The sequence below is a fragment of the Brevibacterium sp. genome (assembly GCF_052105255.1).
Taxonomy (GTDB): Bacteria; Actinomycetota; Actinomycetes; order Actinomycetales; family Brevibacteriaceae; genus Brevibacterium; species Brevibacterium linens_B.
Genome location: NZ_JBQDYQ010000024.1, coordinates 4,339 through 29,139, shown reverse-complemented (window position 1 = coordinate 29,139; position 24,801 = coordinate 4,339). Strand labels below are relative to the sequence as shown.

General features: G+C 64.9%; 20 protein-coding genes. 1 reads left to right on the top strand and 19 read right to left on the bottom strand.

What is annotated here, in order from left to right:
* Positions 1 to 226 precede the first annotated feature (226 nt).
* The 3 genes from ACTIIH_RS08625 to ACTIIH_RS08615 all read right to left on the bottom strand — a co-directional run bounded on the left by ACTIIH_RS08625 (position 227) and on the right by ACTIIH_RS08615 (position 4,837).
* Positions 227 to 1,342 (bottom strand): LLM class flavin-dependent oxidoreductase, encoded by a 1,116-nt coding sequence (locus ACTIIH_RS08625; protein WP_441451445.1) that lies wholly within the window; start codon positions 1,340 to 1,342, stop codon positions 227 to 229.
* A 158-nt stretch (positions 1,343 to 1,500) separates the two neighbouring features.
* On the bottom strand, positions 1,501 to 3,501 hold the full coding sequence (locus ACTIIH_RS08620; RefSeq protein WP_441451444.1) for a DUF222 domain-containing protein: 2,001 nt from the start codon (positions 3,499 to 3,501) through the stop codon (positions 1,501 to 1,503).
* A 676-nt stretch (positions 3,502 to 4,177) separates the two neighbouring features.
* Entirely contained in the window at positions 4,178 to 4,837 is a 660-nt protein-coding gene (locus ACTIIH_RS08615; RefSeq protein WP_441451443.1) for a helix-turn-helix domain-containing protein, read from the bottom strand.
* 170 nt (positions 4,838 to 5,007) lie between these two features.
* Between ACTIIH_RS08615 and ACTIIH_RS08610 the strand changes: the two genes are divergently transcribed.
* The gene (locus tag ACTIIH_RS08610) at positions 5,008 to 6,093 is read left to right on the top strand and encodes an NAD(P)/FAD-dependent oxidoreductase (protein ID WP_441451442.1); all 1,086 of its coding nucleotides are present in this window, start codon (positions 5,008 to 5,010) and stop codon (positions 6,091 to 6,093) included.
* 97 nt (positions 6,094 to 6,190) lie between these two features.
* Here the strand turns inward: ACTIIH_RS08610 and ACTIIH_RS08605 are convergent, their stop codons facing one another.
* The 16 genes from ACTIIH_RS08605 to ACTIIH_RS08530 all read right to left on the bottom strand — a co-directional run bounded on the left by ACTIIH_RS08605 (position 6,191) and on the right by ACTIIH_RS08530 (position 24,618).
* Positions 6,191 to 6,586 carry a universal stress protein gene (locus tag ACTIIH_RS08605; protein WP_101554655.1) on the bottom strand — a complete coding sequence of 132 codons (396 nt, stop codon included), beginning with the start codon at positions 6,584 to 6,586 and terminating at the stop codon, positions 6,191 to 6,193.
* A 114-nt stretch (positions 6,587 to 6,700) separates the two neighbouring features.
* On the bottom strand, positions 6,701 to 6,868 hold the full coding sequence (locus ACTIIH_RS08600; protein ID WP_441451441.1) for a hypothetical protein: 168 nt from the start codon (positions 6,866 to 6,868) through the stop codon (positions 6,701 to 6,703).
* Entirely contained in the window at positions 6,865 to 8,298 is a 1,434-nt protein-coding gene (locus tag ACTIIH_RS08595; protein WP_441451440.1) for an APC family permease, read from the bottom strand. The genes ACTIIH_RS08600 and ACTIIH_RS08595 overlap by 4 nt, the downstream gene beginning before the upstream one ends.
* A 126-nt stretch (positions 8,299 to 8,424) precedes the next feature.
* Entirely contained in the window at positions 8,425 to 9,126 is a 702-nt protein-coding gene (locus tag ACTIIH_RS08590) for a type 1 glutamine amidotransferase (RefSeq protein WP_441451439.1), read from the bottom strand.
* Positions 9,123 to 10,283 carry a dipeptidase gene (locus ACTIIH_RS08585; RefSeq protein WP_441451438.1) on the bottom strand — a complete coding sequence of 387 codons (1,161 nt, stop codon included), beginning with the start codon at positions 10,281 to 10,283 and terminating at the stop codon, positions 9,123 to 9,125. The genes ACTIIH_RS08590 and ACTIIH_RS08585 overlap by 4 nt, the downstream gene beginning before the upstream one ends.
* Positions 10,284 to 10,500: 217 nt before the next feature.
* Positions 10,501 to 11,658, bottom strand: a complete 1,158-nt coding sequence (locus ACTIIH_RS08580) for a DUF819 family protein (RefSeq protein WP_441090174.1) — start codon at positions 11,656 to 11,658, stop codon at positions 10,501 to 10,503.
* 129 nt (positions 11,659 to 11,787) lie between these two features.
* Complete coding sequence (locus ACTIIH_RS08575) at positions 11,788 to 12,096, bottom strand: DUF3870 domain-containing protein (RefSeq protein ID WP_441090124.1); 309 nt, start codon at positions 12,094 to 12,096, stop codon at positions 11,788 to 11,790.
* Positions 12,097 to 12,155: 59 nt separating this feature from the next.
* Complete coding sequence (locus ACTIIH_RS08570) at positions 12,156 to 12,956, bottom strand: serine hydrolase (RefSeq protein WP_441451437.1); 801 nt, start codon at positions 12,954 to 12,956, stop codon at positions 12,156 to 12,158.
* Positions 12,953 to 14,053, bottom strand: a complete 1,101-nt coding sequence (locus ACTIIH_RS08565) for a S66 peptidase family protein (protein ID WP_441451436.1) — start codon at positions 14,051 to 14,053, stop codon at positions 12,953 to 12,955. Before ACTIIH_RS08565 ends, ACTIIH_RS08570 begins: the two co-directional genes overlap by 4 nt.
* Entirely contained in the window at positions 14,046 to 15,701 is a 1,656-nt protein-coding gene (locus ACTIIH_RS08560; RefSeq protein ID WP_441451435.1) for an ATP-binding cassette domain-containing protein, read from the bottom strand. The genes ACTIIH_RS08565 and ACTIIH_RS08560 overlap by 8 nt, the downstream gene beginning before the upstream one ends.
* Positions 15,701 to 16,612 carry an ABC transporter permease gene (locus tag ACTIIH_RS08555; protein ID WP_441451434.1) on the bottom strand — a complete coding sequence of 304 codons (912 nt, stop codon included), beginning with the start codon at positions 16,610 to 16,612 and terminating at the stop codon, positions 15,701 to 15,703. The genes ACTIIH_RS08560 and ACTIIH_RS08555 overlap by 1 nt, the downstream gene beginning before the upstream one ends.
* The gene (locus tag ACTIIH_RS08550) at positions 16,612 to 17,754 is read right to left on the bottom strand and encodes an ABC transporter permease (protein WP_441451433.1); all 1,143 of its coding nucleotides are present in this window, start codon (positions 17,752 to 17,754) and stop codon (positions 16,612 to 16,614) included. Before ACTIIH_RS08550 ends, ACTIIH_RS08555 begins: the two co-directional genes overlap by 1 nt.
* Before the next feature lie 92 nt (positions 17,755 to 17,846).
* Positions 17,847 to 19,679 carry an ABC transporter substrate-binding protein gene (locus tag ACTIIH_RS08545; RefSeq protein ID WP_441451432.1) on the bottom strand — a complete coding sequence of 611 codons (1,833 nt, stop codon included), beginning with the start codon at positions 19,677 to 19,679 and terminating at the stop codon, positions 17,847 to 17,849.
* 286 nt (positions 19,680 to 19,965) lie between these two features.
* Positions 19,966 to 22,038, bottom strand: coding sequence for a TRAP transporter permease (locus ACTIIH_RS08540; RefSeq protein ID WP_441451431.1), 2,073 nt, complete (start codon positions 22,036 to 22,038; stop codon positions 19,966 to 19,968).
* Entirely contained in the window at positions 22,035 to 23,027 is a 993-nt protein-coding gene (locus tag ACTIIH_RS08535; RefSeq protein WP_441451430.1) for a TAXI family TRAP transporter solute-binding subunit, read from the bottom strand. Before ACTIIH_RS08535 ends, ACTIIH_RS08540 begins: the two co-directional genes overlap by 4 nt.
* A gap of 172 nt (positions 23,028 to 23,199) precedes the next feature.
* Positions 23,200 to 24,618 (bottom strand): diaminopimelate decarboxylase, encoded by a 1,419-nt coding sequence (locus tag ACTIIH_RS08530; RefSeq protein ID WP_441451429.1) that lies wholly within the window; start codon positions 24,616 to 24,618, stop codon positions 23,200 to 23,202.
* Positions 24,619 to 24,801 lie beyond the last annotated feature (183 nt).

Below are 24,801 nucleotides of genomic sequence, written 5' to 3'. Positions count from 1 at the left end.
TCTGCACGGTGTCGATTCTACCGGCTGTCACACGACTGTCAGTATTCACGACACCGTGACAGGATAACGCGGACTGGTCATGGATTGAAGTCCACTTGCTCGAATCGATGCTCAGCTGAGACTTCGACCCGGTGCCGCTGGCTGATATCGGTCGGGGCCGATATCAGCCAGCGGCACCGAGGACAGCATTCAGTCAGGTCTCACGTAACGGTGCCTGCACCAGCTCTCAATTATCGGTACTCGCACCAGCGACGCCGGAAGCTGTGGTGGAACCGAGGACTTCTGCGGCGAGCAATTCGATCGTCTGGATCCGTCCCGGGTCTTCGCGTACGTCTTCGCCTTCCATGGCGCCGGCGATCGGCTGGATCATGATCTCGTCGACGTCGAACCGCTCTGCGAGCTCCTCGAGCTGCGCGGACACGGATTCCGTGTCGCCGATGATCCAGTTGCCGGAGAGCTCCTCGCCGACCATGCGCTCCTGGTCGGTCATCGCGGATCGCACGTCGTCGCCGGCCAGGTGCAATTTCTCCATCGGTCCGCCGGTGCGCAGTCGAGCCATCTGCAGCATGAAGGGTTCCGAGCGCAGCTGCGCTTCTTCCTCGGTCGGTGCTGCGACGACGTTGGCCGTGACGAAGGTCTGCGGCGTGTCACCATAGGCGCCCGGAGTGAAATTGTCGCGGTAGATCTTCATTCCGGTGGTGGCACCGGATGCGAAGTGGTTGGCGAAGACATAGGGCATGCCGAGCTCAGCTGCCAGCCGCGCAGAGTATCCGGACGATCCGAGCAGCCACGGCAACGGCTGCGTTCCCGGCACTGCCGCGGGGGTCGCCTTGAGCACATGTTCGCGCCCACCGTGGAGCGGAACTCGCAAACCTTCGGGCTGCATGAGGCTGAGAGTGTCGATCACGTGTTGGGGGAACTGTTCGACGGGATCGATTGCTCGCCCTTCGCGGTCGACCATCCGTCCCTCTCCGAGGTGGCCCCGCATCGCCGCCGAGGTGATCGGGTCCGTCCCCGGTGCGCGCCCGATTCCCAGATCGATGCGGTCGCCGTAGACCGCCGACAGGAGGGCGAAGAGTTCAGCGACCGCCAGCGGAGCATGGTTGGGAAGCATGACCCCACCGGAACCGAGGCGGATCTGCTGTGTCCCTTGGCCGAGGTACATGAGTTCCGGCCCAGGCATCGTCGATGCGATCGACGGCATGTTGTGGTGCTCGGCCACCCAATAGCGGCTGAATCCGAGCTTGTCAGCCGTGTCGATGATCTGCTTCGAGGCGGCGAAGGAGTCTGCTGTCGTCTGTCCTGTGCGGACGGGGATGAGGTCGAGGATCGAAAGCTTCATACCGAGGCAACAGTGCGTGCGAGCGGAACATTCCGATCCCGGCCGACCTGGCGATCGACCGAAGAGGGTCCATCCGGCGATCAGCCGAAGCGAGCCGGTCTGGCGATCAGCCGAAGTGAGCCGGTCTGGCGATCAGCCGGAGGTGGCCGGCCTGACGGTCAGCCGAAGAGTGTCTCTCCAATTTCCAGCGCGATGAACCGTGCGTGCAGCACCGGTTCTTGTGCTGGGTCGATGGTCGCCGGTGGTACCCACGCGGGCCGACCGTCGATGAGCATTCTGCAGTCCCAATCGGTGTAATCAAGCAGGTGGTGATGCGCGGAACAGGCCAAGGTGAGGTTGTTGACGTCGGTCTTTCCGTTTTCCGCCCACGGGACGATATGGTGCGCTTCGCACCAGCCGGGAGGAGTGTCGCACCCGGGGAATGTGCATCCCTGATCGCGACTGGCGAGGATCGCCAGCTGCTTCTCGGTGGCCAAGCGTCGTTCTGTCGCCAGTGCCATCGATTTCGCCTTCTCGCCCATGAGGTGGAAGAAGACCGAACCGTTCAGCCCTTCCAGAACTGCGGCGTCGATCGGGAACGGCGCTTCTACCCCGGTCACGGCTTTGCCGGTCTGGTTCGCCACGTCTTCAGCCTTGGCTGTGACGACCAGCGCGTAGGCCGCTCCGGCTTTGATGCGATTCATCTCGATGCTGCCGATCACGCTGGAGAAGCGCTCGTAGATGCGACGGCGCACACTCGGCTGTTCAGCGGCCATGGCCACCAGAGTGCCGTCCTGTTTCACACCGGCTCCCTGCGGGATCTCTCCATTCTCGCCGACCTGCGGAGGAGCGAAGTCGAGGGAGGGGTCGAGACAGTCCGAGCGGTCGCCGCGTAGGACTTCCGAGAAGGTGTCAACGATTTCTCGGTCACGGTCGGCCCCGCTGACTGCCGTATCGTCGCAGCCCTCTTCACCTGACGGTGAGTCAGTCTTGATGCGTGAGGTCAGCAGTCCGTTGAGGATACCTCCGGTCTCTTCGTCGAGGCGACCTTTGAGGGTCCACGTTCCGTCCTTCGCCTGGCGCAGGTTGACAGCGAAGCTGTCCCGATCCGCTGCTTCCTTCGGTTCCTGCCCGTCGGGATCGATCCAGCCCAGAATCTCTTCGAAGAGTGTATGGATATCGCAAACACGAACAGCCTGAGCCTTTTCAACAAGAAGACTTTCGGCCTGGATCTTGTCGTCTTCGGATACGTTCACCGGCAGGTTCTTCAAGCATTTGGAGATCGTCGACGCCTGGTTTGCCGAGAGCGCTCCTTCACGCAGAGCCGCTGCGAGAATCGGAAACTGCGCTTCGATCGATTCCCCGCTGATGCTGGTCCGCTTTCCCAGGCACTCAGCGAGCTGAGTGCGGCGTTGAGCCTCGTGCGCGGACAGGTTGAGGCGATGTTGGACCAGCGCCTTCGTCGTCTTCGCGCCGTAGTCGCGGGGCGTGCCGACACGTTCGAACACGGAGAGCGTCACGATCGACAGGGATTCTGTCAGACGGTTCAAGGTCTCAAGACCGTCGAGGAGAGTCACCGCGTCATCCGGTCCCATGGGGCGGGTGAAGTCGTGGAGCCCGTCGAGCAGGCCCTGCAGAGCGCAGATGCTTTCTGTGACTTCTGGGGCTGCGTGCTTCAGGTCTGACCAGCGAAATTTGTCGAGCAGGGGATGCGCGTCAGCTTCGGACTCATAGTGTTCGGCGAGGGCCCTGTGTCGCTCCGTGCGTTCCACCTCAGCGATACGTTCAGCTTCTTCTTGCGCTCGCTTCTTCGCCTCGTACCGTTCAACGCGAGCGTTCCAGTCCGCTCTTTCCTGCGCGAGCTCCTCGTCCTCTGCGCGAGCCTGCGGGTTCTTCCGCAGGAATTTCTCACGCTCCGCAGCTCTCTGCGCCTCGCGTTCTTCGCGCTTCGCCTTCATCCACGCGCTTTGGCGTGCTTCGATCTCTTTGATGCATGCCTGAACTTCTGCCTCGGTCTCCGGCATCGTCGTCCGACTCGTCCAGAGCCCCTGACCGGCGCGGATATCGCCGCCCGGGAGAGGCGAATCATCTGCATCGCCCTCAACAGCGGCCGGTTGGCTGCCGCCTTCGACGGCTACGACGCCTTCGACAGCCGCGACTCCTTCGTCGGCCGTGCTCACTTCTGCGCCTGCCTCGCCGTCGACCAGGTTGTCCGCGATCGCGTCGAATCTGTCGGCGAGAGGGTGACCGGTCAGATCGAATCCGGCCTCAGCGAGCAGCTCCCGGTAAGTCGACCTGGAGGAGTCGCCGTCGGCAGACCGGACAGAAGAGCCAGCTGCAGTCGGAGGGAGGCCACTGGGCGGTGGCCCTTGAGAGGGTGGTGCCTGCGAAGCCCTTCCTGCTTCGCCGTCGCTGTGCTCGTCGTACCTTCGGTCGGGGATGAGAGCCATTTTCTCTGTGTCCGTTCATCATCGTTGATGTTATCGGCTTACCCCTATTCTAATTCGTCAATAGAATCAAATCCATAGTTTTGTACGATTTCTTCGAGATATTTTCCTCGATCTTCTATTTTGTACTATTTGTTCTAGTCAGATGGAGATCGCACCCGATATTCGGTGGTTGACCATGATCGCCGGCGACGGTCAGCCGAGAGGTTCCTCGTCAACCGTCGACGAAGTGGACCAAGGCTACTTCTCGCCACTGACGCGAGCGCGCATAGCCAACACACCGCTGCAGTCACGCGCGCAGGACCAGCGCCTCACCACAGTCCTGCAGGAACTCATATTCCGCCGCACTCGCGCGCACAACCACTGCCCCACCACAGCTGCGAACGCCCGCTCCGGGTCGCAGCTCCAGTCAGCTCTTCATGTGAACCCGCTGCCCCTCCGGGCCGAAGAGACTGAGATATTCGACGCCATCGTCGTCGGCTCCCCCAAACCAGTGCGGAGTCCGAGTATCGAATTCGGCGGCCTCACCTGCGCTGAGGGTCATCGTCCGATCACCGAGGATGAGAGTGAGCCGACCGCGGATCACATACACCCATTCGAATCCCGGGTGGGTTTTCAGCGCACCGAGCTTCGGCGTCTGCTGCCCGTCGACGATGTGCTTGAAGGCCTGCACACCGATCGCTCCGCGACTGAGCGGCAGGATGGTCTGGCCTTGGAACTTCCGCGGCGAGATATGTATGCGCGGATCCCCGATCGGCGGGGTTCCCACAAGCTCATCGAGCGGGAGGCCGTAGACCCCGGCCAGCGGCAGCAGCAGCTCCAAGCTCGGCTTGCGCTTCCCGGATTCCAGCCGCGACAGCGTACTCGTCGACATTCCGGCCAGCTCGGCCACCTCATCGAGGGTGCGGTTCTGCTCCTGTCGCAGACTCCGCAGCCGGGCGCCGACGCCGGCCAACGACTGCCTGATGGCTTCCTGCGCCTCGACCGGGGTGGCTCCGTCAGCAAGCATTCCCGACATTCGATCCGTCGAATGGGCAGCGCTCTGCGCCGACTCCCGTGCATCTTCCATGCCCTCAGCATGACAGAATTTGCTGTTTCTGCAAATGTATTTGCGGATTCGCACGCACAAGGAGCACGCTCGGATCATCGCCGAGGATCCCACCGGTCCGGGACCGGCTCGCCACACAAGCACCATCCACGGTCCGACCGCACATCCACTCGTCCGCACACAGGAGAATCATGACTGCCCCATCCACACCCGAGAACTCACGACCTTCCGCATCAGAAGGTTCACGTCCCTCCTCTTCAGAAGGTTCACGACCTTCCCCGTCTGAGACCCTCACATCATCCGCCGAATCAGCGCAGAACTCTTTCGATGTCGCCGTCATCGGCGGTGGCGCAGGAGGCCTCGCCGCATCCATCGCCTTGGCCCGTTCGCTGCGATCCGTCGTCGTCATCGACGCCGGCCAACTGCGCAATTCCTTGAGCCCGCACGCACACAACGTCCTCGGTCACGAAGGCATCAGACCCCAGGATCTCGTGGCGAAAGGCCGCGCCGAGGCCGCGGAATACGGCGTCGCCTTCATCGATGCGACTGTGCAGCACGCGCGCACGATCAATTCCGACCCCAACCCCGCCGAGGCGCCTCCGCGGCATCGATTCGGACTGACCACCTCGGCGGGGGTTGATGTCAGGGCCCGCCGCATCATCATCGCGACCGGTCTGAGTGACGAACTTCCGGACGTTCCGGGCCTGGCCGAGGGGTGGGGCGATACCGTCCTGCACTGCCCCTACTGCCACGGCTATGAAGTGCGCGGGCAGCGCATCGGGGTCATCGGCACGACGGCCATGTCGTACCACCAGGCGATGCTGTTCTCCCAGCTCAGCGACCGGGTCAGCTTCATCCGCCACGCCGCTCCCGCTCCTGATTCCGAGCAGGCGGCAATGCTCGAGACGCTCGGCATCGAGTACATCGATTCCACCGTCACCGAGGTGGCCCGCACCGACTCCGACACCGTCGTTTCGCTGACGGCCGACGAATCCGCGGACGGCGCGAACGCTCGCACCTTCGATGCGCTGGCCGTCGGTGCATATGCGCGGGCGAACGCCGAACTGTTCGCCCAGCTCGGCGGCGAGGTCGTTGCCCATCCGAGCGGGATGGGCACCTATATTCCCACGCAGATGGCCGGACAGACCGACGTGCCCGGCGTCTGGGCGGTCGGCAACAGCGCCGACGTGTCAGCGATGGTCGTGGCCAGCACCGCCAGCGGCGTGCTTGCCGGCGCGCATGTCAACGCCGACCTCATCATGGAGCGGTTCGGCTGAGCCACGTGCGCAACAGCCGGAGCCGCTGCCGCCGAGCCACGTACGCAACAGCCGGAGCCGCTGAGTGAAGCACGCAGCGGCCGTTGCCGTCGAGCCCTCAGTGCGCGGCTTTGACGCACAGCACCGGAGCTGTTGCGTCGAGGATGACCTTCTGAATAGTCGACCCGAGCAGGAACTTTCCGACCGGGGTGCGCTTCCGGGTTCCGAGCACGATCAGCTCGGCCCCCACCTCGGTGGCGGTGTCGAGGATCTGCTCGGCGGGGTCGTATTCGCTGCCCGACGTCAGCACGCGAAACTCGACGTCCGCCCGGGTCAGGTAGTCATTGACAGACCTGAGTTCCCCTTCGCCGAGGCGGTAGGAGTCGTTGCGCTGCGCCGATCGTGACGCATTGACGACGACGAGTTCCTTGCCGTCCTTCTTCGCCTGCGCGATGCCGGCATCGAGGGCAGCGTGACCGGCGGGATTGTTGACGTAACCGACGAGTACTGTCATTTTTCACCTTCATTGGATTGAGCTGTACAGATCCGAGTGCGCAGGTCGGGAACCCGCCGTTCAAGCATATCGAGCGATACGGACACGGTTCGGTGGGTGGCCCCCGAGCTCACCTCAGCTGCGGTGCACGTCCAGGCGAGACTGCGTGGCCGCCTCGGTGAGAGAACGCACCGCCTCGGCGAAGAACGACGCCATTCCCAGGAGCGCACCGCCGTTCCCAGGGAAGAACGGCACCGTTCCCGGGAAGAGGACGGCACCGCCTCGGCGAGGGGATGAGCTCACGTCAGCTCTTCGGGATTGCGAAATCGGGTGCTCGTGCCCTTCGTCGAACGGTTCCAGAACCAGGTCACGGCCCACAGGACGACACCGATGCCGACGAGCGCCGCGGCGATCTGATACTGGATGAGCTCATCGAGACGGGCCCACGGACCGACGAGGAACACGCAGCTGACGACACCGATCCACGGCAGAACCGTCGGCGCTGTGAAGTGTTCGGCATTGCCGGACCTGTCCTTGCGCAGGATGAGCACCGCAACGTTGACGACGGCGAACACGGCCAACAGCAGCAGCGAGGTGGTGCCGCCCAGAGACGCAGTCACCGTCTCGGGCAGGATCGAGGTCACGAAGAAGATGAGCGCGAAGGCGATCAGCGTCGTGAAGATGATCGACACCCACGGCGACCGGCGGCCGGCCAGGACCTTCGCGAACACGGAAGGGAGCACGTTCTGCTTGGCCATACCGTAGAGCAGTCGGCTGGCCATGAGCATATTGATCAGCGCCGAGTTCGCGACGGCGAACATCGTCATGAACGGGAAGATCGTATCGATCGGCAGGCCTGGAGCGCCCTCGCGGACGACCTCGAGAAGCGGTGTCTCGCTCTCGGCGAGCACGCCGATGGGCACGGCCGCGACGGTGACGAGGGAGACGAGGACGTAGATGATGCCGGTGATCGTCAGGCCCGATAGCATGATCTTCGGGAAGATCCGCGGATCCTTCGTCTCCTCGACCATGTTCACCGAATCCTCGAAGCCGACCATGGAGAAGAAGGCGAGCGCAGTGGCGCCGGTGACCGCGAGGAAGACGCTCCTGTCGCCCTCGGTCTCGAAGATCATCACGCGTGAGAAGTCGGCATCACCCGCGCCGAGGGCGAAGAACCCGACGACGATGACCAGCAGCAGACCGCTCAGTTCGATGAGAGTGAGGACGACGTTGAACCAGACGCTCTCCCCGACTCCGCGGAGGTTGATCAGCGCGATGAGGGCGAGGAACGCCAGAGCGATCCACATCACCCCTGTGCCGGAGACGTCCCAGCCGAATCCGGCCACGAGGTTCGCGGCGAAGACGTTCGACGCCGTCGATGCCGAGGTGATTCCAGAGCTGAGCACGGCGAAGGCGACGAGGAACGTCACGAAGTGGACCCCGAACGCCTTGTGCGTGTACAGCGCGGCACCCGCGGCCTGCGGGTACTTCGTCACGAGCTCCATATAGGAGAACGCAGTGATCAGCGCGATGAGGAAGGCGAGGATCACCGGTGCCCAACCGGCACCGCCGACCTGCCCTGCCACCTTGCCGGTCAGAGCATAGACGCCGGTTCCGAGGATGTCACCGACGATGAACAGAAGCAGCAGCTTCGGCCCCATGACCCGCTTGAGGGTCTCGGACTGGTGGCCGTCACCGGGGTCGATCGTCGTCGTGGGTTCTTTGTCGCTCACGATTCCTCCGTGTCCGATGCGGCGCCTGTGCCGTCCGATACGGCGGCTGTCCCGCATACCTGGCAGCCCTGACTGGGGTCAGAGCCTCGCCGATCATGTCTGAGACGAGGCCCTCAGACACATCCTTCAGCCTCGGACCACTGTGAGAAACGCCGAGAACAGTGCCTGCGAATCCCGTTCGCTCTCCGGCCCGAGCTCCTTCGCTTCTTCCAACAGGGTATCTTTATCGAACCCCAAAGTCTGCAGTTTGTCCGCATCCCAGCGCTCGATGTTCGCCCGCGTCGACTCCGGATGGAACTGCGTGCCCCACGCCTGACCGACTCGGAACGCCTGGAATTCACACGCTGCGCTCGTCGCCAGCAGGGTCGCCTCCTCGGGGAGTGCGACGATGCGGTCGACGTGGCTTTCGACGAACGACGTCCGTGGCCGGATCGAGGAGAACACGGGATCCGCGGCCGCCTCGGCGGTGGTGTCGATCCGCGTGTATCCCTTCTCCGGCGCCCCGGTCTGCGCACGCACATCACCCCCGATGACATGGGCGATGAGCTGCCCGCCGAGGCAGATCCCGAACTGCGGCAGATCCAGCTCCAGCGCACGGCGGACGAGTGCGGCCTCATCGGCCAACCACGGCGCACGGTCCGTCTCATCGGGCATGTACCCGCCGCCGAGCATGATGAGCCCGTCATAGGCATCGAGCTCGGCAGGCACGGGCAGCGGTGAGACCCCGCCGATGCGCAGATCGAACTCGACGTTCTCGCTGATCATCCACCGGGTCAGCAGTCCCGGCTGGGAATCGATGTCATTGACGATGACGATCAGCCGCGTCATGATTGCGCACCCGCCGAGGCGGCCGGGCCGGCGGACACGGACGGTGCGTCGTCTGCGGAGCCGAGGAATGCCGTGTACGCGTCCTCGTGTGCGTCGAGGACGCGCATCGCATTGTCGAAGCCGATCTTGCGCAGGTCGCTCTGCGACCATCCGCGCGAAGCGAGCTCGCCGAACAGGGTCGGGTACTGGCCGGCGTCCCCGAGTCCGGTCGGCAGCTCATCGACTCCGCAGATGTCGCCGCCGAGTCCGATGTGGTCGATGCCGATCCGCTCGCGCACGTAATCGCAGTGGTCTGCGACCTGGGCGACGGTCACCTCGGGGGCGGTTCCCTGCTCTCCGGCGTCGACCCACTCGCGGCGGGCGTTCGAGACGAACGAGGGCACGAAGGTCATCATCGCCACTCCCCCGTTGTCGGGCACGCGGTCGAGGACGTCGTCGGGGATGTTGCGCGGGTGCGGGTTGAGACCGAACGCGCAGGAGTGGGTGAAGAGCACCGGCAGCGTGCTCTGGTCGAGCGATTGGTGCATGACGGTGGGCGCGACGTGGGAGAGGTCGAGGATCATCCCGATCCGGTTCATCTCCGCGACGACCTCGCGGCCGAAGGCGCTCAAACCCCCGTGGACCGGTTCGTCCGTGGCCGAGTCCGCCCAGGAATGAGTGGTCGACCAGGTCAGTGTCATGTAGCGGGCCCCGGCACGGGCGTAGGACCGCAGCACGGCCAGGGACTCGTCGATCTGCTGACCGCCTTCGACGCCCATCAGAGAGGCGACCTTGCCGGCGGCGCGGGCGGCGCGGACATCGGCGGCAGTACGGGCGAAGGCGAGTCGTTCGGGGTAGGCGGTGACGACGCGCTGGACCGCGTCGATCTGCTCCCATGTGGCCTTGACGGCATCAGGACCGGTGATCGAGGAATGAACGTAGACGGACCAGTACTGCGCAGCCACGTGTCCGGCCACCAGCTGATCCATCGTAGTGAACGGCGAGACGGCCGGGTCATTGAGCCCCTCGACGCTGTAGTCGCGTTCCTCGCGCAGGTACCAGGCGAGGTCGTTGTGGCCGTCGAAGACGTCGACGGCAGGGGCGGATGCTGCGGCTGCTGCCGATTCGGCTGCTGCGGATTCGGTGGTGGGTGCGGATTCGGTACTAGGTGCGGTCATGGTCGGGTCCTTCCGGTCGGGCGGATTGGGTCGGTGCAGGGGTGGACGGATGCAATCCGCCGGAGCGGGCGGATGCGAGCTGCCGCGGCGGACACGTGCAAACTGTCAGGGCCGTCGAGACGGCCGGACCGGACACGGCATACACGGTGCGCCCCTGGAGCGGCACGCCCGCGGTGGGGAGGTCGGCCGCCTCGGCGAGGTGGGTTCGATCCGTTCATCATGCCAGCCCGGACAGGATCTGGGCCGACCACAGGCCGAGGAACGTGCCGAGGAACGTGCCCATGAGCGCGAACAGCACGCCGACTGGGACGAGCTGTCGGTTGAATGCGCCCGCGACGACCGGTGCCGAGGCGATTCCGCCGATGTTCGCGGTGCTGGCCACGGCGATGCTGAAGAGTTCGGTGCGGGTGAGCTTCGCGTAGATGAGCATGATGACGATGTGGACGACCAGGACGATGATTCCCGCCACCAGGTAGAGCGGCGCTTCGGCCAGGGAGGTGAAGTCCGAGCCGGAGGCGATGATGCCGATGATGAGATAGAGCAGGATCGTCGCGAGTTCGTTGGATCCGGCGGTCCTGCCGAAGCGAGTCGATCCGATGGCCAGCCCAAGGACGCTGACGATGAGAATCGTCCACGCTGTGCCGTCGATGACCGCTCCGACCTCGGGCAGCAGTTCGCCGAGGCGGATCGCCAGGGCCGAGGCCAGAAGTGCGAAACCGATGAGTCCGAAGATCGATGGCAGCGTCATCGGCTTCTCGTCCTCAGCGGCGATCATGTCGGTGAAGTCGAGCTTCGACATATCGGCCTTCGTCCACGTGTCGAACTTGTCGGAGACGGTGACGGAGGAGAAGACGAGCAGCAGCCAGAAGGAGTAGAGCACCGTGTCGACGATGAGGACGTAGCCGAACACGTTCTCGGGCGCTTGGAGGACCTCCTGCACCGCAACCATGTTCGCCGAACCTCCCGTCCAGGAGGCGTTGAGCGCGCCGAGGGCCTTCCACGCCTCGGGGTCGAGGCTGGAATGCAGGATGAGGTAGCTGATGATGAAGCCTGCGATGATGCTCGCCGCGGTCACGGCGAAGGTGAGCAGCAGCTTCGGTCCGAGCTTGATGATCTGCCGAACATCGCATTTGAACAGCATGAGCAGGATCATCGCGGGCAGCATCACCTCGCGCAGAGTGTCACCGACGGCGGTGATGTCCCCGCCGTCGTGGTCGAACACGCCGAAGGTGTTGAGCAGCGCCGCCACGATATAGAGGATGACGAAGCCGGGCACATACTTGAAGAGCTTGAAGCGTCCGCTCCGGTCCGCGACGACGAGTACAGCGGAGATAGCCAGAAGCAGGCTGATGAATAGAAAACCGTCCGTGATCACTAACGACACTTCCTCATTGAAAACGTCCATCCCGGTGCGGGGCATGCCTCCGGGGTGGAGCAATGTGCAGTTGTCGATCGGATCCGGTCCGGTGAGGGCCCGGGCAATCGGGGTGGTCGGACGTGCTGCCTAAGCGGTGACCTCGCGGTACTTCTTCGCGGCGTTGTTCACAGCTGTGATCAGCGCCTTCTGCGAGGATCCGTGGTAGCGGCGCTGGATGCGCTCGATCAGTCGACCGGGGTCCGTGATGTCGGCATCGACGAACAGGCTCCGAATGAAGTTCCGGGTCAGAGCCAACGTCGCCGTGCAGTCCACATCGAGGATTCGGTGGGTGTCCGGTGCGATCTCGAACGCCACATAGAACAGCCCGAACTGGCTGGTGATCGGGTTGTTCGACGGAGCCTTCGCTTCGCCTGTGAGGTAGATCGTATCGGACATCGCCCACCAGACTACCCCACGGCCGTCCGTGCCGAGGGTGCTTGCGAATCGATCGACATTCAGAGGAACCGGTGGATCGCGTCGCCGGCTTCGCGCATGACCGGCATGACGTCGACGACGCGATCGGTGCCCGGCTCCCAGTTCGCGAACACCGCGTAGGCGACGCGACGCGTCCGCGTCATCACGATCCCGGCATCGGCCCTGATCGTCCCGTTTGTGCCGGTCTTGTTCCACACCCACACATTCCGCTGGTAGTTGTAGTGAGCGAGCGGGTCGAGATCGAAGGCCGAGGCGACCATCGAGGTGTCCGCGCCGGCTCCCAACCAACGCCGGAAGATCTCGTTCGTCGACTCGTCCCAGAACTCGTCCTTGGCGTGCCGGGCCATGAAATCACTGAGCTCCGCAGCTGTTCCCGTCGACAGGGTCCGCGGCGCCTTGGCCGGACGCGGCCAGCGCAAGAAGTCGTGCAGACCCGAGTTCCGGTACCCGAGCTTGACCACCTGATCTGCGACATTCACCAGTCCGACCCGGCGGATGAGCACGTTCGTGGCGAAGTTGTCGCTGAACGCGCCGATGAGCACAGCGACGTCGAAGATGCTCAGGTCGTCCTGCTCCATGAGGTACCAGATCCCCGATTCGTCGACTCTCTCCGAGGGCCGTCGGTGCAGGCGTTCTTCCAGGTCAAGCGTGCCGTCCTTAGACATCTGCAAGGCAGTGTGGAGCAGGAAGACCTTGCCCATGCTGGCGGTGTCGAGTTCGTCGTTCTCATTGTGGGCGAACACCCGTTCACCGCTGTCGACGTCGAAGGCCAGAGCGCTGAAGCGCACTCCGGGCAGTCCATCGAACTTCACTTCGCTCATGATCGAGTCTCTCCTTCTGCTGTCGCATTCGTCGGCGCATCCACCCACAGCCGCGGCCGCTCCCCGGGCTCCGCCTCGAGCGTGACGTCGACGCCGAGCGGGGCACTCGGCGCATCGGGATCGTGGCCGAAGCCCATCTCCGACACAATCGGTACCCCCAGTCCGCCGAGGTAGTCGATCATCAGCGCCTCCACCTCGTGGACGGGCGCGCAGTCCTGCCACGACCCGAGCACCACCGCATCCGCCGAGGTGAACCACCCACCGCGGACCAGCTGCACCATGAGATTGTCGAGCCGGTACAGCTCTTCGTCGACGTCTTCGAGCATGAGGATGCTCGGACCCCGACGCTCTCGTCGTTCCCGCACGTCGACGAGCTCGGGACTGCCCATCCCAGCGGCGATGAGACTGAGATTTCCCCCGCCGAGGCGGCCCTTCGCCGACCCCGGAACCAACGTCTGTGCCCGGCTGAGCGGGTGGGCTGCGTCTTCTGCGGGGAAGCCGAGTTCGCGGCCGCCCCAGGGATGAACCAGCCACGAGGCCACCTCGTCGGGGACGACCGTCGAGTTCTTGAACGGGTCGTTGCCCACCATCGGGCAGAACAGAGTCGCCACCCCGAGGTGGTGCTCCCATGCCTGGTGAAGGGCGGTGATGTCCGAGGACCCGGTGAGCAGTTTGGGGCGTCCGTCCCGGCGCAGCATATGCCTGCGCATGAGGTCGAAGTCGATGCCGTCGAGCAGCCGCATCGCCCCGAAGCCTCCGCGCAGCGCGATGACCGCATCCGTGTCCGGATCGCACCAGGCGTCGACGAGGTCGGAGCGACGCTCGGCGTCGGTGCCGGCCAGGTACGTCACCCGCGGGTGCCGGCCGCGGACGTTGTCACCGGGCACGACGGTGAGATCCCAGGATTCGAGCTGAGCGATGGCGCGCTGCAGTGATTCCTCGTCGGTGGGTCCCGACGGCGCGATCAGTCGGACGGTGTCACCGGCGGACAGGGGCGCGGTGCGAAGATAGGGGCTCGGTGCGGGGCGTCCCACACGGTCATCCGCAGGCGCAGCACCGCCTGCACCGACGGCTCCGGCCGAATCCTGCCTACTCATTCCTCACCAGACTCTGACTTCCCAGTCGGGGAACCGCTGCGAGCAGTTCCTGCGTGTATTCGTGCTGCGGGTCGGACAGCACCTTCTCGACCTCACCGTATTCGACGATCTCCCCTCGTTTCATCACGGCCACCGTGTCCGCGATGTTCCAGGCCAGACCGAGATCATGGGTGATGATGAGCGCGCTCATGCCGAGGTTCTTCTTCAGCGCGAGGAACAGCGACAGGATCTCCCCGCGCACCGACGCATCCAACGACGCCACAGGCTCATCGGCGATGAGCACCTGTGGGTCGAGGGCCAGTGCACCGGCGATGACGACGCGCTGCCGCTGTCCGCCGGAAAGCTCCTGCGGAATCGATTCGAGATAGTCCTCGGCCGGGGTGAGTTCGGCGGCTGCGAGGGCACCGACGACCCGCTCGTACTCACGGTCTCTGATTCCCTGCACCTTCAGGCCTTCGACCACGGCTTCATACACGCTGCGCTTGGGGTTGAGCGATCCGGCCGGGTCCTGCAGAATCATCTGCACCTGCCGCCGGAAGGCCCGCAGCTCCTTCGCCTTCCGCGGCAGCGGCTTGCCGGCGAAGAACAGCTGCGAACCTGCCTCCACCTCCTGCAGCCCGAGCAGCGACCGCGCCAGAGTCGTCTTCCCCGAACCGGACTGGCCGACGACGGCGAGGATCTCCGCCTTCTTCAGCTGCAGATCCACCCCGCGCACCGCTCGTTCGCGGCCCCGGCGGGTGTCGAAGGAGACGCTGAGGTCCTTCGCCTCGAGCACCACCTCATCCGTCATGGTTAACGGTTCGGCCCGGGCCACCTGCGCGGGCCTCCGCGTCCGGGGATTCAACCGCGATTCGGGGTCCCCGATCTGCGGAAACGCACCGGCGAGCTGCTGCGTGTAATCCTCCTGCGGGGACAGGCAGACGTCGTCGCTGGGTCCGTATTCGACGAGGCGGCCGTGGCGCATGATCGCAAGATCCGCACAGACGGCTGAGAGCACGGCGAGGTCGTGGCTGATCATCAGCAGGGAGATCCCGCGTTCGGCGACGAGGCGGGCCAGGCCGGTCAGGATCTGCTTCTGCACGATAACGTCCAGGGCCGTCGTCGGCTCGTCGGCGATGATGATATCCGGCTCGCAGGCGAGCGCCATGGCGATCATGATCCGCTGCTTCTGCCCGCCGGAGAGCTCGTGCGGGTAGGCACTCGACTTCGCTGCTTCGAGATTGACCTCGGCGAGGAGTTCGAACATCCGATCCCGGCGCTTCTGCGGAGTCGTCCACGTGTCTTTCGTGTGGTGTTCGAGGGCTTCGATGATCTGACTCCCGACCTCGCGGACGGGGTTGAGCGAGTGCAGGGCGCCTTGGAAGACGATCGAGGCCTGTGCCCACCGGACCGCGCGGATCTGGCCGAAGCTCAGCTCTCGGATGTCCTGCCCGCCGAGGAGAACCCGTCCGTCGAGGCGAGCCGACTTCGGCAGCAGCCGCAGGGCCGACATGATCAACGTCGATTTCCCCGACCCGGACTCCCCGGCGATGCCCAGTGTGGCCCCGGAGGGCAGGTCGAGGCTGACGTCCTGCACGGCGACGACGTCCCCGCGGTCTGAGGAGGAGCGGTAGGTGATCGAGACGTTCTCGAACTGCAGATCGGTCATCAGCGGCTCCTCAGGGCGGGGTTGATGATGGCCTCGAATGCGCGCCCGACCATCGTGAACGCGAGCACGACGAGCAGGATCGCCACACCCGGGGTGAGCACGTACCACCAGTATCCGGAGGTCGCCGCGGACACGTCCATCGAGTTCTTCAGGATCGTGCCCCACGATTCTTTGGACGTATCGCCGAGGCCGAGGAATGACAGCGTCGACTCGGCGATGATCGCTCCTCCGACGGTCAGTGTCGTGTTCGCGAGCACGAGCGGCATCACCGCCGGCAGCAGGTGCCGGAACAGGATATGGGAATGACCGGCACCGAGGATGCGCGCCCGTTCGATGTAGAGCCGGGATTCGACGCTGAGGGACTGCGACCGCACGATCCGTGCCGTCGACGCCCATGAGGTCAGTCCGATGGCGATGACGATCGTGAAGACTCCGCGTTCCAGCACGGAGGACAGGACGATCGCCAAGAGCAGGGAGGGCAGGACGATGAAGAAGTCGACGATGCGCATGATGAAGCCGCCGAACAGTCCCGAGAAGTGACCGGCGGCCAGGCCCATGATGGTGCCGATGAGCATCGACATCACGGTCGCGGCGACACCGACGAGGATCGACACGCGCGCTCCCCAGAGGATGCGCACCCACATCTCCCGACCCAGGTCATCGGTGCCCAGGGGATGGTCGAGGCTCGGTGGGGCGTAGCGGGGCACGTCGAGCTGCTGCGTGACGTCGAGCATCGAGGCCGGTGCGATGAGCGGTGCGGCGATCGCGATGACGATGAAGAAGAGGAGAACGACGGCGCCGATGAGAGCCGGGGCGTCGGAGCGGAAGAGCGCCCAGTTCTTCTTCGCATTGTTCAGTCGGCGTTCGCGCACGAGCTTCGCACCGTCGACGGCGGGGATGTTCGCACTCATCAGGCCCTCCTGACGCGGGGATCGAGGAATCGGTAGACGATATCGGCGGCGAGGTTCATCACGATGATGATCGCCGAGAACACGACGAAGGTGCCCTGCAGGAGCGGCAGGTCGGGACCGCGGATGGCTTCGAAGGTGAGTTTGCCCAGCCCCGGCCATGAGAACACGGCTTCGACGGTGACCGCACCGGCGACGAGCCCGCCGATGTGGAGGAAGACGACGGTGACGGTCGGCAGCAGCGCATTGGGCACGGCGTGACGGCGACGGACCTCATCCTCGGTGAGGCCTTTTGCGCGGGCCGTCGTGAGGTAGTCCTCGCTCATCTCCTCGAGCAGGGAGGCGCGCATGATCATGAGGAACTGTGCATAGACGACGGCGACGAGCGAGACGACCGGAAGGATGAGGTGCGTGATGACGTCGATGATTCCGGCCGGCGACCAGGGGTCGAGCCCCGGGGTGATCATGCCGCCGGTGGGCAGCCACTGCAGGGTACCGCCGAAGATCATGAGCAGGATGAGGCCGAGCCAGAACGTCGGCACGGACCAGAAGATCAGCGAGGTCGAGGAGGCGAGCTTGTCGAACAGGGAATTGCGCCGCCAGGCCGAGAGCTGCCCGAGCCACAGGCCCAGGGCGATGGCGATGACGGCCGCGGTGCCCGTGAGCAGCAGGGTCGGGCCGAGGTACTCGCCGATGAGGGAGGACACGGATTTCCGGTATACGTAGGATTCGCCGAGATCGCCGGTGACGATGCCGACGAGGTAGTCCCAGAACTGGACGATGACGGGTTTGTCGAGTCCGTACTGGCTGCGGAGCTCGGCGATCTGCGCCGGCGACATCGGCCGTTCCTTGGCGATCTTGAGCACGGGGTCGCCGGGCAGCAGGCGGAAGGCGAAGAAGCCGAGCACGATGACCAGGATCATCGAGGTCGCGGCCCCGCCGAGCTTGCGCAGGAAGTAGCGGGCGAAGGATCCGCCGGCCGGAGGTTCGTCCATGTCGACGGCGGCAGGGTTCGGGTCGGCGGTGTCGGCAGTTCCCTTCGCCGAGGCGGGGCTGGGGTTCGTGGGGTCGGTGCCCGGGGTCGCCGTGTCCGTTCCTCGGTCAGGGCGATCCCCGGAATGGGGATCGTGGGTGGGTGTGCTCACTGTGGTGCTCCAGGTGATGAGGACAGAGGCCCGTGGGTCCGGGTGCCGCAGATGGCGCGGGTGGCGCGGCACCCGGACTGTGGGCGCGGGAACTATTCGCGGTCGTCGGACTTCTTGCGACGGCTGAGCAGCCAGCCGCCTCCGCCGAGAACGACGATGGCTGCGGCCGCGATGCCGATCCAACCGCCGGCGCCCATTCCGCCGCCGGTAGTTTCCTCTTCGCTGACGGGTTCGACCGAGGAGTAGCCCCAGTAGCCGACCTGGTTGGCGATGGCGCCGCCGTCGGACGGCTGTTTGGTGAAGTTCTCGAACCGGTCGGAGCGGTAGGCCTCGAGCTGGTTCGGGTACCACAGCGTCACTGAGGGGGCCTCTTCATAATGGATGGCCAGTGCCTTCTGCACGAGTTCCTGACGCTTGGCCTGGTCGAGCTCGACGTGCTGAGCCTGATAGAGCTTGTCGAATTCCTTGTTGCACCAGCCGTCCTGGCTGGTGCCGCCGTTGCCGTCGGCGTCGGGGCGCTGACCGCAGGTGTTGATGCTCAGCTGGTAGTCGGGATCGGGGTTGATCGACCAGCCCGTGAAGTACATGTCGTAGTCGCCCTTGGTGGTGCGTTCGGACTCGGTATCGGCATCGGTCGATTCGTTCTTCAGGTCGATGCCGATGTCCTTCATCCACGGCTTCAGGAACTTCGCGGTGCTCTGCTCCGTCGGAACGTCGGCATCGGTGAGGAAACGCAGCTGCAGCTTCTCGCCGTCCTTTTCGCGGATGCCGTCGGAGCCTTCCTTCCAACCGGCGTCGTCGAGGAGCGTCTTCGCGCGGTCGACGTCGAATCCGCTGACGACCGGGTTGTCGGGGCTCAGCGCCCAGTCCGGGTAGACGGCGGGAATGAAGCTCGTGGCCGGCTGCGCATAGTCCTGCATGACCTGTTTGCGCAGGGTCTCGGTGTCGATGCCGGCCCGGATGGCCTGGCGGACCTTCTTGTCCTTCAGCGCCTCATTGCCGGTTCCGAACTCCTTGCCGTCGGCGTCGGCGACACCCGGGTTGATGGAGATTCCGTTGAAGCGGCGGCCGTTGCCGTCGTTGAGTTCGACGTTGTCCGCGTTCTCCAGTGCCGTGAACTGATCCGGGCTGAGGCCGGTGACGAAGTCGACCTCGCCGGAGCGGATCGCCTGCACCTGCGCATCGGAGTTCGTGTAGTAGCGGTATTGGATCTCGTCGAGCTTCGGCTTGCCGCGCCAGAAGTTCGGGTTCGCCTTGAGCGTGATCGACTTGTTCGCCTCATAGCTGTCGAGCTGGAAGGGTCCCGAGCCCACGGACTTCTCGTCGTTCTTGAATTCGCCGGGTTTGTCGATCTTCGACCACACGTGTTCCGGCACGACGGGGATCTCCTGGCCGGGGTTGTTCGCCTGCGCCTCCTTCAGGGCGATCTTGACGGTGGAATCGTCGGGGGCCTCGACCTTCGCGAAGTTCTCGACGAGGCTGCCGTTGGCCACCGCCATCTCGTCGTTGTCCATCATCTGGTTATAGGTCCATACGACGTCTTTCGAGGTCAGCGGTTCCCCGTCGGACCATTTCATGTCCGGGCGGATCGTGTAGGTCCAGACCTTGCCCTCGGAGTCCGTGTTCCATTCGGTGGCGAGTCCCTCGGTGACCGAACCGTCCTTGGCGTCGTTGGCCACGAGGTTCTCATACATGTACCGGAAGGTGTTCGTCGGCACGAGGTAGAAGGAGGTGAACGGGTTGAAGGAGTCGACGAATCCGTCGGTGGCGATCCGCAGCACGTTCTCAGCGTCGGGAGTCTCCGAGGCGGCGGCCTGTGCCGGAGAGGCGGCCATCGATCCGGCGAGTGCCAGCGCCGCGATGCCGGCCAGGCATCGGCGCAGGCTCACGCGCACGGTGCGGCGCAGCGAGTGTTGAGTGATCATTGGACCCCTTCGGTTCCGGCCGCCGGAGGCGGCTCCTGCCTGCGGCGGCCGGACCGTGATCATGAGTTCTCCGCCTGCGACCGCCGAAATGTGTTGTCTGTCACTCTATGCCGGAACGGGTGTGAAACCGCAGCACCAGCTCACAACTTCTGGCGTGTCGCCTTGTGCGATCCGCACAATCGGAACGCGCTCGCACACGACGGTCCGGCACACGCAGGCGACTCGGATCACATGACAACGGTCCGCGAGCCGTGCACTCGGCACGGTTCGCGGACCGACGAGGGAATCAGGCCGTGGCCGCGGCCCTCTGGGCGGCGATCTCGGTGGTGGTCGTGGCCTTCCGCAGCCGCTGGATGAGCGCGACCGCAACGAGCACGACGAGACCGACGAGAGAGACCCAGATGTTCGGGTAGATCAGGGTGATCCCGGCGGCCAACAGCAGCACCCGCTCGACGATGTTGGCGCGACCCATGAAGTACCCGGCCAGGCCCGAGGACACTCCGATCATGCCGAGGATCACGGTCACGAGCGCCAACAGGAGCTCCTGCCACGTGCCCTGGAGCAGCAGAGCCGGCTCGAGGATGAACACGTAGGGGATGAGGAACCCGGCGATGGCGATCCGCACGGCGGTGACACCCGCACGCATCGGATTGGCCCTGGCGATGCCGGCGCCGGCATAGGCTGCGAGGCAGACCGGCGGGGTGATGTCGGCGAGGATCCCGAAGAAGAACACGAACATGTGCGCCGCAATGAGCGGCACATCGAAGTTGTTGTACAGGATCGGTGCGGCGACAGTGGCCGTGACGACGTAGTTCGCGGTCGTCGGCAGGCCCATGCCGAGGACGATGCAGGCGATCATGACCATGACCAGGACGATGAAGAAGTTGCCTCCGGCGAGATCGACCAGCCCCTTGCCGAGCTGTCCGCCCAGTCCGGTCGCCGTGACCGTACCGGCGACGATGCCCGCAGTCGCGCAGGCCGCGATCACCGGCAGCGCCGTGCGGGCGCCCTCGACGAGCAGCGTGACGAATCCGCGCGGATCCATCCGCGTCGACTTCCGCAGGAAGCTGAGGAAGAACGCGGTGCCGATGCCGAACAGCGCGGCGCGGATCGGCGACATCCCCGACAGGAGGGTGAGGATGATGACGGCCAACGGCAGCAGGAGGTCGAGGCGTTTGAGCAGCTCCTTGCCGTCAGGCAGGCTCGCCTTGGACAGCCCGAGGATCCCGTCGGTCTTCGCCTCGAAGTGGATCGAGAGGAAGGCCCCGAGGAAGTAGAGGATCGCCGGGATGATCGCGATGACGATGAGTCCGTTGTATTCGAGGTCCGGAACGTTCTGCGCCATGATGAACGCGGCCGCGCCCATGATCGGAGGCATCAGCTGTCCACCCGTCGAGGCGGTCGCCTCGGTGGCGGCGGCGAAGTGGGGCTTGAAGCCCGACCGCTTCATCAGCGGAATGGTGAACGACCCCGAGGCGACGGTGTTGGCCACGGACGAACCCGACACCATGCCCTGAAGACCGGAGGCCACGACCGCGGCTTTAGCGGGACCGCCGGTGAATCGGCCGGTGAGACGGAAGGCCAGGTCATTGAAGAACTGTCCGATGTTCGTGTGCACGAGCATCACGGCGAAGAAGAGGAAGAGGAAGATGAAGTTCGCCGAGACCTGGATCGGAGTGCCGAAGATGCCCGATCCGTTCGACAGGAACATCGTCGTCGCGAAGTCCTCGAGACTCATCCCGGAATGCGTGAACACAGGGCTGTAGTTGCCGAAGAGTCCGTAGAGGATGGCGATGCCGCCGATGATGACGATGGGAAGGCCCACACACCGGCGGGTGGCTTCGAGGATGAGCAGGACGCCGAGGATCGCCACGAAGTAGTCGAGGTTCGAATAGCCGAGGATCTGGACGGAGTTGCTCACCAGCCGCGAGTACTCGACGAAGACGTAGAGGTTGCAGCCGAGTCCCGCGAAGCCGAGGAGCACGTCGTACCAGGGGATGCGGCTGCCGCGCCCGATCAGCGCGTCGGCGACGCGGTTGCCCGTCGCCGGCGCATCGAGGAGGCGGCGGCTCGGCGGGTAGAGGAAGAAGATGAGCGCGGTGGCGCCCGCGAGATGCAGCGATGTGTGCATCCACGTGTTGAAGGGCCGTTCGAGTGCGGCATAGAGGTGGTAGACGGTGAAGGCGATGGACAGTCCGCCGACCACCCAGACCCACCAGCCGAGATCCTTGCGATAGCGGCTGGAGGTGTCATGCTTTGCGAGTACGTCGGCCGATGCGCGTTCTCCGGCGGCCACCTGATCGGCGCCGGGCCCGGCCGTCGCGGAGGACGGCCGGGTCGGTGTCGAATCTTCGCTCACGGCAGCTCGATGCCCTCTTCTTCGAAGTACTTCTGAGCGCCCGGGTGCAGCGGCACGTCGCCGACGCCCAGCATGGCGGAGTCCTTCGTGATGAGCTTGCCGACGTCGAGGGTGATCTCGTCAGTGTGCTCGAACAGCGCCTTCGTGAGGTTGTAGGCGGTGTCCTCACTGACCTGATCGGTCGAGGCCACCAAGGAGGCGAACACCGAAACGGTCGGGACGTCCTCATCGAGGAAGTCATAGGCGTCGGCCGGGATGTCGTAGGACTCCGCGCCCGATCCCTCTTCGATCGTCTTCGTCGTATCGTCGTCGAGCCCGAGCAGCTTGACGTCGGTCGTCGCGGCCAGCTGGGTCAGTCCGGCCACGGGTGTGCCCACGACGAAGATCGTGGCATCGATCTGCTTGTCGGCGAGCATGTCGGTCGAAGCACCGAAATCGGTGATCTCCGGGGTGTAGTCGGATTCGCCGATGCCCGCGGCGTCGAGGATGGCATCGGAGATGGCGCGCGTGCCCGAACCGGCGTCGCCGACCGCGATCTTCTTGCCCTTGAGGTCGTCGACCGATTCGATTCCCGAGTCTTCGCGGACGATGATGTGAGCGGCCTCAGGGTAGAGCGAGGCCAGCCAGCCGACGTTGTCGATCTTCGTCCCGTCGAGGTCTTCGAGCTCGCCGTTGACCGCGGTGTTGGCCGTATCGCTCTGCGTGAAGCCGAGCTGCCATTCGCCCTGGTAGATCTTGCCGAGGTTCTCGGCCGAGGCACCGGACTCGACGTAGTTGACTGTCACGCCGTCGACGTTGTCCTCGAAGATCGAAGCGAGCTCACCGCCGAGAGGGTAGTACGTGCCCGATGTGCCACCGGTGCCGAGCGTGAGGTCGTCGGTGGTCTCACCGCCTCCACCGCCTCCACCGCTGCCGCCGTCCGAGCCGCACCCGGTCAGCGCCAGCGCCACGGCGGCGACTGCCGCAACTGTCATCCGTCTGATGTTCATCTTCTGATCTCCTCTTCGGGGGTCAAGATACTTTGGCGAGCTGCTCAGAGTTCAGCCGCCTGCTGTCGAGACTAAAGGCACCATACACTCTCGCACAGCTCAATCATGAAAGTTTGCTGAATTGTTAGCCGCCTTGCCTGAGCGTCGCCTGAAGTCCTCAGGTCCGCGCCGATCACCACCGCGGCCCCGCCTCGGCGAGGATCTCGTCGATCGTCTGGCCCCGTCGGATGACGACGAATCGCGGTTCGCCCCCGTCCCCGGTGCGGTACCCGTAGACGGGCACGCGCGGGAGGAGATTGTAGGAGAAGGGGTTGGAGAAGTAGTAGGCGCCGGTCTCGGGCACGGCGACGAGGTCGCCGACGTCGAGGCGCGGCAGCGAACGGTCCCGAGCGAGCAGATCCCCGGAGAAGCACGCGGGCCCGGCGACATCAGTGGGCACCGCCTCGGCGATCTTCGGTTCCCCGTCGGCGGTGAACGGCAGGATCCGCAGCGGCCAGTCGTGCGGGGCGTAGGCGGTGCGGGTGGCGACCTGCACGCCTGCGTGAGTCATGGCGATGCGCCGCCCGCCGCTGGTCTTCGCGTACTCGACGCGGGTGAGGACGGTGCCGGCCTTGGCCAGCAGAGCACGCCCGAATTCGGTGACGATGTCGAAGTCGAACAGGTCGGGGATCTGCTGCTCGAGCACCGCTCGGTAGTCGGCGAAGGTCGGGGTGATGTCCTCGCCGTCGAAGTTCACCGACAGGCCTCCCCCGATGTCGATGCGGGTGATCTGGCGCGTCCCCGCACGCGCGTTGACCTCCTGTGCGAGGTCGACCGCGGTGCGGATTCCGACGGCGGCCCGCTCGAGGCTGATGCCCTGAGATCCCGAGTGCACGTGGATTTGAGTCAGTCGGGGACGCGCCAAATACGCTTCGATCACGGCTTCGCGGGCTCCGGGATCGGCGAGTCCGATGCCGAACTTCGACGTCTCGGTGGCGGTGCTCAGCGCCCCGATCGTGCCGGTGCCCGACTGCGGATTGATCCTGATCCCGATCCGCGCCTCGTCGGCGGTCGGTCGCCTGTCCGCCAATAGGCTGTCGAGGCGGGCGAGTTCGTCGAAGTTGTCGACGTTGATCGATACGCCGAGGTCGACGGCCCGACGCAGCTCGGTCCAGGTCTTGGCCGGGGAGTCGAAGACGATGCGTTCAGGGGCGAACCCGGCAGCCAGGGCGAGTTCGAGTTCGCCGGGGCTGGCGACTTCGCATCCGGCACCCTGCTGCGCATAGCGCTCGAGCAGCGACCGCAGCGGCACGGCTTTGCAGGCCACCGCGTGGAGCACCTCATGGTCCGAATCGAACGCCGAAGTGAGCCGCTCGAACGCGGTATCGATGGCATCGAGATCCATGAGCCCGAACACGGGCTCCCGATCCGAGAGCGTGGGCACACCGTCCGGCAGGGCCGGCACGCCCTCCGGAACGGAACCGCTTACGGTGGTGCGATCGAGTTCGCGCGTCTCGGCAGGGGTGTCGTCGGTGAGGGGCTGGCTGTTCTCGGCGATTGCTCTGATCGCCCGTGCTCGACCGTCGGCAATCGAATGGTGGCTGTTGGGCATAACGTCCTCTGTTCGTGATCTGGTGTCACTCTAGGACGGCCGACCTCGATGAACGAACAATAATTCGCCAAACTTCCTGGCGATCGATTGTCGGTTTCCCACGACGCGACTGCTCGAGTCCTCAGCCACCCGCGCGATCGTGGGCGAGCACCGAGAGCTCGAGCCACAGCCTCTCGGCCGGCT

What these genes read in the sequence shown, in the direction of transcription:
- ACTIIH_RS08535 (WP_441451430.1), bottom strand. Translation starts at nt 23,027, where the DNA reads ATGAACATCAGACGGATGACAGTTGCGGCAGTCGCCGCCGTGGCGCTG.
- ACTIIH_RS08615 (WP_441451443.1), bottom strand. Translation starts at nt 4,837, where the DNA reads ATGGAAGATGCACGGGAGTCGGCGCAGAGCGCTGCCCATTCGACGGAT.
- ACTIIH_RS08570 (WP_441451437.1), bottom strand. Translation starts at nt 12,956, where the DNA reads ATGAGCGAAGTGAAGTTCGATGGACTGCCCGGAGTGCGCTTCAGCGCT.
- ACTIIH_RS08560 (WP_441451435.1), bottom strand. Translation starts at nt 15,701, where the DNA reads ATGACCGATCTGCAGTTCGAGAACGTCTCGATCACCTACCGCTCCTCC.
- ACTIIH_RS08575 (WP_441090124.1), bottom strand. Translation starts at nt 12,096, where the DNA reads ATGTCCGATACGATCTACCTCACAGGCGAAGCGAAGGCTCCGTCGAAC.
- ACTIIH_RS08590 (WP_441451439.1), bottom strand. Translation starts at nt 9,126, where the DNA reads ATGACGCGGCTGATCGTCATCGTCAATGACATCGATTCCCAGCCGGGA.
- ACTIIH_RS08625 (WP_441451445.1), bottom strand. Translation starts at nt 1,342, where the DNA reads ATGAAGCTTTCGATCCTCGACCTCATCCCCGTCCGCACAGGACAGACG.
- ACTIIH_RS08585 (WP_441451438.1), bottom strand. Translation starts at nt 10,283, where the DNA reads ATGACCGCACCTAGTACCGAATCCGCACCCACCACCGAATCCGCAGCA.
- ACTIIH_RS08545 (WP_441451432.1), bottom strand. Translation starts at nt 19,679, where the DNA reads ATGATCACTCAACACTCGCTGCGCCGCACCGTGCGCGTGAGCCTGCGC.
- ACTIIH_RS08530 (WP_441451429.1), bottom strand. Translation starts at nt 24,618, where the DNA reads ATGCCCAACAGCCACCATTCGATTGCCGACGGTCGAGCACGGGCGATC.
- ACTIIH_RS08555 (WP_441451434.1), bottom strand. Translation starts at nt 16,612, where the DNA reads ATGAGTGCGAACATCCCCGCCGTCGACGGTGCGAAGCTCGTGCGCGAA.
- ACTIIH_RS08605 (WP_101554655.1), bottom strand. Translation starts at nt 6,586, where the DNA reads ATGACAGTACTCGTCGGTTACGTCAACAATCCCGCCGGTCACGCTGCC.
- ACTIIH_RS08610 (WP_441451442.1), top strand. Translation starts at nt 5,008, where the DNA reads ATGACTGCCCCATCCACACCCGAGAACTCACGACCTTCCGCATCAGAA.
- ACTIIH_RS08565 (WP_441451436.1), bottom strand. Translation starts at nt 14,053, where the DNA reads ATGAGTAGGCAGGATTCGGCCGGAGCCGTCGGTGCAGGCGGTGCTGCG.